This window comes from Campylobacter sp. JMF_08 NE1 (assembly GCF_027737875.1).
In the GTDB taxonomy this organism is placed as follows: domain Bacteria; phylum Campylobacterota; class Campylobacteria; order Campylobacterales; family Campylobacteraceae; genus Campylobacter_B.
The window spans coordinates 256,544-266,903 of sequence record NZ_JAOVUC010000002.1 but is presented as its reverse complement, the minus strand read 5'-3'; the positions used below and the strand labels follow the sequence as shown (position 1 = coordinate 266,903).

At 40.8% G+C, this 10,360-nt stretch carries 10 protein-coding genes; 5 read left to right on the top strand and 5 right to left on the bottom strand.

Annotated elements, in window-relative coordinates; translation table 11 throughout:
• The first annotated feature begins 369 nt into the window (after positions 1-369).
• The 5 genes from OFN91_RS08305 (at position 370) to OFN91_RS03255 (ending at position 4,982) form a co-directional block, all read left to right on the top strand.
• Positions 370-813 carry a ComEA family DNA-binding protein gene (locus tag OFN91_RS08305; RefSeq protein ID WP_442868048.1) on the top strand — a complete coding sequence of 148 codons (444 nt, stop codon included), beginning with the start codon at positions 370-372 and terminating at the stop codon, positions 811-813.
• 431 nt (positions 814-1,244) lie between these two features.
• A complete protein-coding gene (rpsL, locus tag OFN91_RS03270; RefSeq protein ID WP_270859212.1) occupies positions 1,245-1,619 on the top strand; it encodes a 30S ribosomal protein S12 in 375 nt (124 codons plus the stop codon).
• 74 nt (positions 1,620-1,693) lie between these two features.
• Positions 1,694-2,164, top strand: coding sequence for a 30S ribosomal protein S7 (gene rpsG, locus OFN91_RS03265; protein ID WP_270859211.1), 471 nt, complete (start codon positions 1,694-1,696; stop codon positions 2,162-2,164).
• A 9-nt stretch (positions 2,165-2,173) separates the two neighbouring features.
• Positions 2,174-4,249, top strand: a complete 2,076-nt coding sequence (gene fusA, locus OFN91_RS03260) for an elongation factor G (RefSeq protein ID WP_270859210.1) — start codon at positions 2,174-2,176, stop codon at positions 4,247-4,249.
• Positions 4,250-4,454: 205 nt separating this feature from the next.
• A complete protein-coding gene (locus tag OFN91_RS03255; protein WP_270873260.1) occupies positions 4,455-4,982 on the top strand; it encodes a hypothetical protein in 528 nt (175 codons plus the stop codon).
• A 140-nt stretch (positions 4,983-5,122) separates the two neighbouring features.
• Here the strand turns inward: OFN91_RS03255 and fldA are convergent, their stop codons facing one another.
• The 5 genes from fldA to murC form a co-directional block, all read right to left on the bottom strand.
• A complete protein-coding gene (gene fldA / locus OFN91_RS03250) occupies positions 5,123-5,614 on the bottom strand; it encodes a flavodoxin FldA (protein ID WP_270873259.1) in 492 nt (163 codons plus the stop codon).
• A gap of 3 nt (positions 5,615-5,617) precedes the next feature.
• Positions 5,618-6,364, bottom strand: coding sequence for a hypothetical protein (locus tag OFN91_RS03245; protein ID WP_270873258.1), 747 nt, complete (start codon positions 6,362-6,364; stop codon positions 5,618-5,620).
• A gap of 121 nt (positions 6,365-6,485) precedes the next feature.
• On the bottom strand, positions 6,486-8,696 hold the full coding sequence (locus tag OFN91_RS03240) for an endonuclease MutS2 (RefSeq protein WP_270873257.1): 2,211 nt from the start codon (positions 8,694-8,696) through the stop codon (positions 6,486-6,488).
• Entirely contained in the window at positions 8,693-9,034 is a 342-nt protein-coding gene (locus OFN91_RS03235; protein WP_270873256.1) for a hypothetical protein, read from the bottom strand. The genes OFN91_RS03240 and OFN91_RS03235 overlap by 4 nt, the downstream gene beginning before the upstream one ends.
• A gap of 9 nt (positions 9,035-9,043) precedes the next feature.
• Positions 9,044-10,351: a UDP-N-acetylmuramate--L-alanine ligase gene (gene murC, locus OFN91_RS03230; RefSeq protein ID WP_270873255.1), complete on the bottom strand. Its 1,308-nt coding sequence runs from the start codon at positions 10,349-10,351 to the stop codon at positions 9,044-9,046.
• Positions 10,352-10,360: the final 9 nt, after the last annotated feature.

The following is a 10,360-nucleotide window of genomic DNA, read 5'->3' as shown; positions in this document are numbered from 1 at the left end:
CCTTGCTCCATACCGAACCAAGAAGCTAAGCTCATCATGGCTGATGATACTCTCCGTTACTCGGATGTCGGGAAAGTAGGTCGTTGCGGACTTTGTTTTTATTCTTTATGCTTTTTTAAATCAATTAAAATTTTATGTCAATCAAATTTTAAATCAATTACAATGAAATTTTTAAAATTTTGCTTGTAGTTTTGAAATTTTAAAATTCCAAATTCTATAAATTTTATCTTTAAATTTAAAATTTCGCTTTGCGAATTTAACTTTATCGCTAAATTTTAAAATTATTCTTATCAAAATTTAAAAAAATTATTAAATTTTAAGTGCGTAAAATTTAGAATTATTTCTCAAATTTAACCCAAAGGAGAAAAAATGAAAATCTTTAAAATCCTATCAACAACCGCAATCTTTGCAAGCCTAGCTTTCGCTGGGATCAACCTAAATACCGCCACAAAAGACGAGCTAATGGCGCTTCCTGGCATCGGCGAGGCCAAGGCTGAGGCTATCATCGAATACAGAAAAAACAACAAATTTAACTCAATCGACGAGATTAAAAACATCAAAGGCATCGGCGAGAAGCGCTTTGAGGCTATTAAAGACGACCTAACTCTCACCGGCAAGACAGATACTAGCGACTTAAAATCTGCCGCAAAAAAAGAAAAAGAAAAAGCCACAAAAAAGGCCGATAAAAAGGTCAAAAAAGAGATTGTGGATTTAAAAGATAAAGCCAAAAATGCAGATACAGCTAAAAAAGCCAAAAAAGCAAAAGATACAGCTGATGAAGTCAAAAAAATCAAAAAAGCTGTGAGCGAGTAGGAAAATTAAATTTATAAATTTATAAATCATATAAATTTTTAAATTTCCAAATTTACGCTATGGGCTGAGTTTTTAATTTAGCCCGTAGCTTGAAATTTTAAAATTCGCAAAATTTATCTCATTACGAAATACTGCCCCGATACGCTAACCATTGTCATTGCAAGAATTTTTGAAGCGTTCGCTATTGTCATTGCGAGGAGTGAAGCGACGAAGCAATCTACGAATATAAAATTTCGGCGCAGTATTTTTGCGGAATTTAGAGAATTTTATAAATTTTACATTAAGAATAGAATTTTTAGTTTCTTTGCCGCTAGAATTTTAAATTAAGAGTTTGAATATAAATTCCCATATTTTCAACCACCTTTAAGCAAATTTTTAGTAAAATCAATCTCTTTTTTATTTAATAAATTTTTTGATGAAAGGAATTTACTGTGCCAACCATAAATCAATTGGTCAGAAAAGAGCGCAAAAAAGTGACTGTAAAGTCAAAATCACCTGCGCTAAAAGAGTGTCCTCAAAGACGCGGAGTTTGCACCAGAGTTTATACAACAACTCCTAAAAAACCAAACTCAGCTTTGAGAAAAGTTGCCAAAGTAAGGCTAACAAGCGGTTTTGAAGTCATTAGCTATATCGGCGGTGAAGGTCATAACCTACAAGAACACAGCATTGTTCTAGTTCGCGGCGGTCGTGTAAAAGACTTACCGGGTGTTAAATATCACATTGTTCGTGGTGCGCTTGATACCGCAGGTGTCGCAAAAAGAACAGTTTCTAGATCTAAATACGGTGCTAAACGCCCTAAAAAATAGTTTAGCTAAGACAGATTTAACCCTTAGTTTTGGTTAAATTTGAGTAAAATTTTCAAATTTGAAGGAATAATAAAATGAGAAGAAGAAAAGCTCCCGTAAGGGAAGTTATGCCTGACCCAATTTATGGCAACAAAGTAATCACTAAATTTATTAATTCACTTATGTATGACGGCAAAAAAAGCGTTGCGACTGAGATTATGTATGGTGCGCTTGATTTGATCGACAAAAAAGGCGGCGAAGCCAAAGGTATCGATGTTTTCAACGACGCTATCGAAAATGTAAAACCACTTATGGAAGTTAAATCGCGTCGCGTGGGTGGTGCAACTTATCAAGTTCCAATCGAAGTTCGCCCAGCTCGCCAACAAGCTTTGGCAATCCGCTGGATAATCACTTTTGCTAGAAAAAGAAGCGAAAGAACTATGATTGAGCGATTAGCTTACGAGCTACTTGATGCAGCGAATTCAAAAGGTTCTTCATTTAAGAAAAAAGAAGACACTTACAAAATGGCAGAAGCTAATAAAGCATTTGCTCACTATCGCTGGTAGGAGAAAACTATGGCAAGAAAAACTCCACTTAATCGTGTTAGAAATATCGGAATTGCCGCTCATATCGACGCTGGTAAAACTACAACAAGCGAAAGAATTCTATTTTTCACAGGTATGAGCCACAAAATCGGCGAGGTGCATGAGGGTGCTGCTACTATGGACTGGATGGAGCAAGAAAGAGAAAGAGGTATTACTATTACTTCTGCTGCGACTACTTGCTTTTGGAACGATCACCAAATCAACCTAATCGACACCCCAGGCCACGTTGATTTCACTATCGAAGTTGAACGCTCTATGCGTGTTCTAGACGGCGCTGTTTCTGTATTTTGTTCAGTCGGTGGCGTTCAACCACAAAGCGAGACCGTTTGGAGACAAGCAAACAAATACCAAGTCCCAAGAATTATTTTCGTAAATAAAATGGACCGCGTAGGCGCAAATTTCTTCAATGTCGAGCAACAAGTCCGCGATAGATTAAAAGCTACACCAGTTCCGATTCAAATTCCAATCGGTGCAGAAGACAACTTTAAAGGCGTAGTTGATTTAATCACTATGAAAGCCCTTACTTGGGACGATGCAAAAGGCCCAAGCGCACCAGAAGTAGGTGAAATTCCAGCTGAATTAAAAGAAAAAGCACAAGAATATCGCGACAAAATGATTGAAGCGGTTGCTGAGACTGATGAAGCTTTAATGGAAAAATATTTCGCAGGCGAAGAGCTAAGCGAGGCAGAGATTAAAGCTGGTATCAAAAAAGGCTGCCTAAGCCTAGCATTTTTCCCTATGATGTGCGGAACAGCTTTCAAAAACAAAGGCGTTCAACCACTACTTGACGCTGTTGTATGGTATCTACCAGCTCCAAACGAAGTTCCAGCTATCAAAGGTGTTTATGAGGACGGAAGCGAAGCAGAAGTTCTATCTACTGACGACGGCGAATTCGCAGGTCTTGGATTTAAGATTATGACTGACCCATTTGTCGGCCAGCTAACTTTCGTTAGAATTTACCGCGGTATGTTAGAGAGCGGAAGCTATGTAATCAACTCTGGCAAAAACAAAAAAGAGCGTATTGGACGACTTTTGCGTATGCACTCAAACAAACGCGAGGAAGTCAAAGAGCTTTACGCTGGTGAAATCGGCGCGATTGTCGGCCTAAAAGATACACTTACTGGTGATACACTAGCTAGCGAAAAAGACAAAGTTATCTTAGAGCGTATGGAATTCCCAGATCCAGTTATCAGCGTCGCAGTTGAGCCAAAAACAAAAGCAGACCAAGAGAAAATGGGTATCGCACTTCAAAAACTTGCACAAGAAGATCCAAGCTTCCGTGTAGCAACTGACGAAGAGAGCGGTCAAACAATCATTAGCGGTATGGGTGAGCTTCACCTTGAAATCATCGTTGATAGAATGCTTCGCGAATTTAAAGTCGATGCAGAGGTTGGACAACCACAAGTTGCTTACCGCGAGACTATCCGCAAATCTGTCGAGCAAGAATACAAATACGCTAAACAATCAGGCGGTCGCGGTCAATACGGCCATGTATATTTGCGCTTAGAGCCATTAGAGCCAGGTAGCGGATATGAGTTTGTCAATGACATCAAAGGTGGTGCGATTCCAAAAGAATATATCCCAGCTGTCGATAAAGGCTGCCAAGAAGCTATGCAAAGCGGTGTTTTAGCAGGATATCCAGTAGAAGATGTCAAAGTTACTGTATATGACGGAAGCTACCACGAAGTCGATAGCTCTGAAATGGCGTTTAAACTAGCTGCTTCAATGGGCTTTAAAGAGGGCGCACGCAAAGCAGGCGCAGTTATCTTAGAGCCTATGATGAAAGTCGAAGTAGAAACCCCAGAAGAGTATATGGGTGATGTAATCGGCGATCTAAACAAACGCCGCGGCCAAGTAAATAACATGGGCGAGCGTGGCGGTAACAAAATCATCGACGCTTTCTGCCCGCTTTCAGAGATGTTTGGTTACTCTACTGACCTTCGTTCTCAAACACAAGGTAGAGCGACTTACTCTATGGAATTTGACCACTACGATGAAGTTCCAAAAAATGTAAGCGAAGAAATTATCAAAAAACGCAACGGCTAAAATTTAGCCCGTTTGATACTTCACACAGGGATTTGGCGAATTTGCCAAATCCCTTTTTTTTATTTCTGCAAATTTACCCTTTGAAATTTTAAACTCGTAGATTGACTTCGTTGCTTTGCTCCTTGCAATGATAATATTGCGTGAAATTTGCAAATTTAAACAAAAAACAGGTAAAATTCGGCGAATTTTAAAAAAAGGAAATTTTATGAGTTTTAAATTTAACGAGCCAGATATAAAAGCCCTAGATAGCGTTTTAAAGCCGTTTTCAAGCGTAGGAAAAGAGTGGATGCTAGTTAGCGCAGGAACAGGCGAAAAATACCCGCTCTATAATACAATGACCGCTTCGTGGGGCGGATTTGGCTATCTTTGGGAAAAGCCGGTAGCGCACATCTACATCCGCCCGCAACGCCACACTTTTAAATTTAGCGAAGAGAACGAATTTATGAGCCTTTCGTTTTTTGAGCCTGGATACAAAAAGGCTCTGGCATATTGTGGCAAAATCAGTGGAAAAGACGAGGATAAGGCCACAAATTGCGGATTGAGTTCTGTTTTGTTAGAGCGGGATTTAATCGGTTTTAAAGAGGCAAATTTGATATTAAAATGCAAAAAACTCTATACTTCGTATTTTAAAGAAGAGAATTTCATAAGTTCGCAAGAGCCTGAAATGTGGTACTCTAACAAGGATTTTCATAGAATTTACATTTGTGAAATTTTGGGATTTTACACAAAATAAATTTTAAAATTTAAAGCTAAAAGTGGCGAGATTTCGCCACTTTGATTAAAATTCCGCCACTAAATTTCGTGGCGCAGTATTTAAAAAGGCGCGCAAAATTCTAAAATTTCGCGGCGCAGTATCCCTCAAACTAGATAAATTTACGCCAAATTTGGCTTTATTTGCTCCACCCACGCGCTAATTCTAGAATCTGTCAAATCGCTTTGGTTGTCGTTATCTAGGGCAAGTCCTACGAATTTGCCCTCTTTGACAGCGTTGCTAGCGTCAAACTCATATCCCTCAGTGCTCACCGCGCCCACGATTACGGCGCCTTTTGCGACGAAATTTTCGTATAATTCCGCCATTGCGTTGCAGTAGGCGTCCGAGTAGCTAGCGCTATCGCCCATGCCAAAGATCGCCACGGTTTTGCCCGTAACTTCAAGAGCGCTAAAATCGAAGCTCGCCCAATCGTCCTGCAACTCGCCGTCGTTCCAAGTCGAGCTTCCTACGATGAGCGAGCTGTATTTGCCAAGCTCGCTAGGGGCGATGTCGGCGACATTTATGACCTCGTTTTCAATGCCAAGTTGCGCTGAAATCGCCTTTGCGGCGTCCTCTGTGTTGCCCATAGAGCTACCAAAAATAATTCCTACCATGTTTTATCCTTTCAAAAAAATTTTATTATTTATACTGTAAGGGACGAGTTTGAGAGTGAAATCCGGCGCGAAAGAGTGGGATTTGACCTCGATATGACGGCGAAAATGCTCGCTTCTAGGATAGACTAGATATAGCGTGTCTAGATTTAGGTGCGAATTTTGCGAGATTGCAAGGGCGATGTCGCTTTGAATACCTGCGCCGTTTGCGTCGCCAATCTGCCTAAAAAAGGGCAAAATTCCAAGGCGAAATTCGCCCTTTTGTATAACGATAACCTCGCCATTTAGAGAGATTTGGCAGTTTTTGTTTTTGTATGAAATTTTGTCAAACACGAAATTTTTAAATCCGCTTGAAGCGTCGAAATTAATGCCAAATTCGCCGTTGTTTTGGAGTAGGGCGATGATTTTGGCGACTTTGAGTTTTGGCAAGCTCGCGCAAAGTGGAGCCTTTTTGCCCTGTAAAAATGAGTAAATGATTAAATTTGAAGTAAGGCAAAATTTGGTTGTTTTTTTGAAATTTAGGCTGTTTTTGACGAGTGAAAATTTGATAAATTTATCAAAAATTTGATGAATTTTGGTGCAATTACGGCTAAATTTATGCGGGATTTGATAAGCACTACCAAGATTTGCATTATACAGCGTCAAAAAAATTTGGCAAACTTGCTCTTTGCAAAACGGCTTAAAAATATCTGGCACGAAATCTTTGTTTTCAGCAAAGCCGAAAATTTCGCTATTTGGTGTGAAATTTTTCATCGCTAACCTTTTATATTTTGATATTTGATATTATTATAGTGGATTGTAGATTAAATTTAACTGATACCAAATATCATAAAAGCAAAAATTTCACACTAAATTTTGAAATTTCGCGCAGATTTTAGAGTTTGACGACCTTGCTTCCAAAACCCCCTTCGTTCGGGGCTCCGTCGCGGAAATCTTTCACGCTTGGGTGTGATTTGAGAAACTCTTTTACGGCGTAGGCTAGTTTGCCAGTGCCGATTCCGTGCTTTACGATAACCTCGTCAAAGCCCATTACAAGGCTTTGGCTGATGAATTTATCAAGGCGCGTGATTGCCTCATCGGCGCGCAGTCCGTGCAAATCTAGCACAAGCGAGGCTTCGCGCGGTTTTTCGACCTTTATGCTGATTTTATTTGGCGCTGGGGCTGGCTGATTTCCACTTAGTTTTAGCATATCGCGTGGCACACGAAGCCTTATTCCGTCGCTTTCAATCATCGCCATAGTTTTATTTAGGCTTACGATTTCGCCCTTGATTTTGCCGTATTTTACGCGATCGCCGACCTTGAAATCCACAGGCTCGCTCACACTTATCTCAGGTTTAGAAATCGCCTTAACTAGCTCGTTTGCGTGGTTTATAGCGCGTTGCTTTTCTTTGGTATCATTTAGTCTAACTGTGCGTTTGGCCTCGTTTATAGCGTGGTAATACTCGTTTTCTAGCCTAGAAATCGTGGCAGCTAGCTCGTTTTGTGCGTTTTCTTTTTGCTCTTTTAGTGTGGCGGTTAGGGCGTCTAGTTTGCGCTCTTTTTGCTCGGTGGCGATTAGTTTTTGCTTTAATTCTAGCTCTAAATTTATCGCTTTTGAGATTGCTTCGTTTAAATTCTCTTTATTTTCGCCGTAATTTTGGCGCGCGACTGCGACTAAATTTTGCGCTATACCGTATCTAAGAGCTGTTTCGAAAGCGTAAGATTTGCCGATAATGCCCTTTAAAAATTCGTATTTTGGGACGCTGTTTTTCTCATCATATAGCGCGGCGATTAGCTCGACATTGGCGTCTTTTGCCAAAAGCATTGCGAGGCGTTTGTGGTGGGTGGTGATGACCATTTTGATATCGTTTTGCATGAGGCGCTCTATCATCGCGCTATACAGGCTCGCAGCCTCCTCGAAATCAGTTCCAAGCTCGATTTCATCGACGCCTACAATCATATCCTTGCGCCCAAAAAGCTTGCTAAATGCGACCATACGCCCAGCAAATGTGGAGATATCGTTTTTAGCATTTTGCGGATCTTCCATGATTAGCTCAAATTCCTTAAACGAGCCAATCTTGCTTTTTTGGGCGCAAATTCGCATAGGAAGCAGGTATTTGCCTAGCAAGCACGCACTCATTATGCTTTTTAAAAGCATTGACTTTCCGCCGGCATTTACGCCAGTAATCAGCAAAATTTTGCCCCTAAATTCCACGCTGATTTTTTTAGGATTTTTTAGCGCAGGGTGTGCAAATTCGCTAATTACTATATCTTTTGAGCTATCAGCTAGCACGATTTCGTAGTCGTTTGCCCTCATCATCTGCGCTCTTGCGATAAGTCCGTCAATCTCATCGAAAGCCGAGTTTATAAATTTCAAAAACGGCAAATTTTTGGTGAAATTTGAACTAATCGTTTTACAATGCTCGAAAATGATTTCTTCTTTTTTGTCCAAAATCGCACTTTGAGCCGATTTGAGCGCGGTTACAGCATCGGGTGCGACATAAAAATACCCGTTTGCCGAGCGCCCCAAAACTGCGCCTTTTAGCGCGTGGTTAAATCCGCCTCGCACCAAAAGCGTCTCGCTGTCGTTGATATAGTGAATCTGCGTGTCGGCTAGGTAGGGCGAAATGGATTTTGTGTAGATTAGCTTTTTTAGGGTTTGATTAATCTCTTCGCGCTTGATTTTGTATGCCTCATTTAGCGCGATGAAACGCTCATCGACGCTGTCTTTGAAGGCGCCGTTTTCGTCAAAATAGTCTTTTATGGCTTTTATGCTATCTGGAATTTCGATTTTATCGAGATACGCGCGTAGTTTTCCTTCGAAGTTTTGCCTTTTTAGATACAAAAAATATCGGATAATTTTGCTAAATTCGTAAATTTCGCTTATGTGAAGCACGGCGTGTTTGCCTAGTCTCATTAGCGCGTCATCGAGATTTGCGATAGTTTCGCAAGGATTTATGTCAAATTTGGCGAATTCATTTATTTTTTCGAAATTTATCTTGCTATCGCCGTGCAAAAATAGCGGTTTTTCGCGCGCCAAATATGAGTTAAATTTCGCCAAATACTCGCTTAAATCGAGTTTTTTAAACAGCTCGTCTATGTTCATAATTCGCACTCTTTAATCTCGTAAATTTTGCCGTTGTATGGGTGCGGGGCGTCTTTTTTGGCGATGAAGGAATTTAGCGAAAACGAGTAGGTAAAATGCGCACTCTCTACGCTCTCGCCACGGCATTTCACGCTTTTTCCAGCGTTAAAGGCATTTACGATTTGCTGAGAATTTTTAGCAAAATTTGCGCTAAAATTTTCGTAAAAATAGGCGCTACCTCCCACGCATAAAATCAGCGCAGTAAGCAAAATTTTAAATTTTGCATTTAAAATTTTATTATCCACGAAAAAAATCGCCACTATGAATAAAAAAGCAAAAATAAAAATCAAAAATCGCACAACTTTTCCTTAAAATTCGCCACGCAACTGATATGTGATATCACCTGCGCCAAAGCCGATTACTAGGCCGTCATTGATGATATGGCGCACGCCAAAAATATCGCTAAATTCGATCTTTTCGCCGTTTCTAAATACTCTCTCGGCAAAAAGCGGATTAAGAGCTTTAAACTCCTCTTTTAAATCCACGCCGTTTGGGTTCTCGCCGGCTGCATACACAGGCAAAATCACCAAATCTACGCCTTCTCCAAAGCACTCTTTAAACCCGGCTAAATTTGCCTTTAACCTGCTGTATCTGTGTGGCTGGAAAATCGCCGTAATCTTGCTAATGCCTAGCAAGGCGGCGTATTCTTTCGCGCTTTTTAGCGTAGCGGCAATCTCTGTGGGGTGATGACCATAATCGTCGATTAGGACGAAATTTGGATTGGCGCAAAGTATATCAAAACGCTTTTTAATGCCTTTGTAGTTTAATAAATTTTGGCGTATGTTTTCTAGCCCCGTCTCGCACGCAGCGGCTAAAATCGCAAGCGATGCGTCGATCGCGATATGCTCGCCAATCCCAAAAACCTCGAATCTGCCAAGCTCTTTGAGATTGAAACTAAGATAGGGCTGATGATCACGCAAAACCATTTTGAGATCTGTAATATCGCGCGAAGGGTAGAGCTTAATCGCGCTTAAATTTAACGAGCCTAAAAATTCGTCCTCGGCGTTGATAACGCGAATTTTAGCTCTTTCTAAAAATCCGCGATATGCGGCGTGAAATTTGTCTAAATCATTATCGTAATAATCCATGTGCTCTGGCTCGGCGTTGGTTACCACGGCGACATATGGGTTGGAGTTAAGAAAGCTAGAATCGCTCTCATCGGCTTCAAAAATGATATTTTCGCTGTTTTCGTATTTCATATTTGAGCCAAACTGCTTGCTAATAGCGCCGATGATAACCGAGCCATTTATCAGCGATGAGGCAATCGCGCTCGTGGTGCTTTTGCCATGCGCCCCAGCCACGGCAAATACATGCTTGTCTTTTAGCACATAAGGCAAGGCTTCTTTGCGCGATAGGCATTTGATACCGCGCCTTTTGGCTTCGACTAGCTCGACATTATCCTCTTTGATAGCGGCTGAATACACCACGACCTCTTGATCTTTTATCGCCTCTGCGCTGTGCGGGGTGTTGATATCCATACCGCTTTCGCGTAGTTTTATCGTAGTGGGGCTTTCTGAAATATCAGAGCCTGAAATCGTGTAGTTTCGCTCCTGCAAAAATCTAGCCAGCGCGCTGATTCCGATACCGCCAATGCCTATGAAATGAACCTTTTTCACTATTTTTCC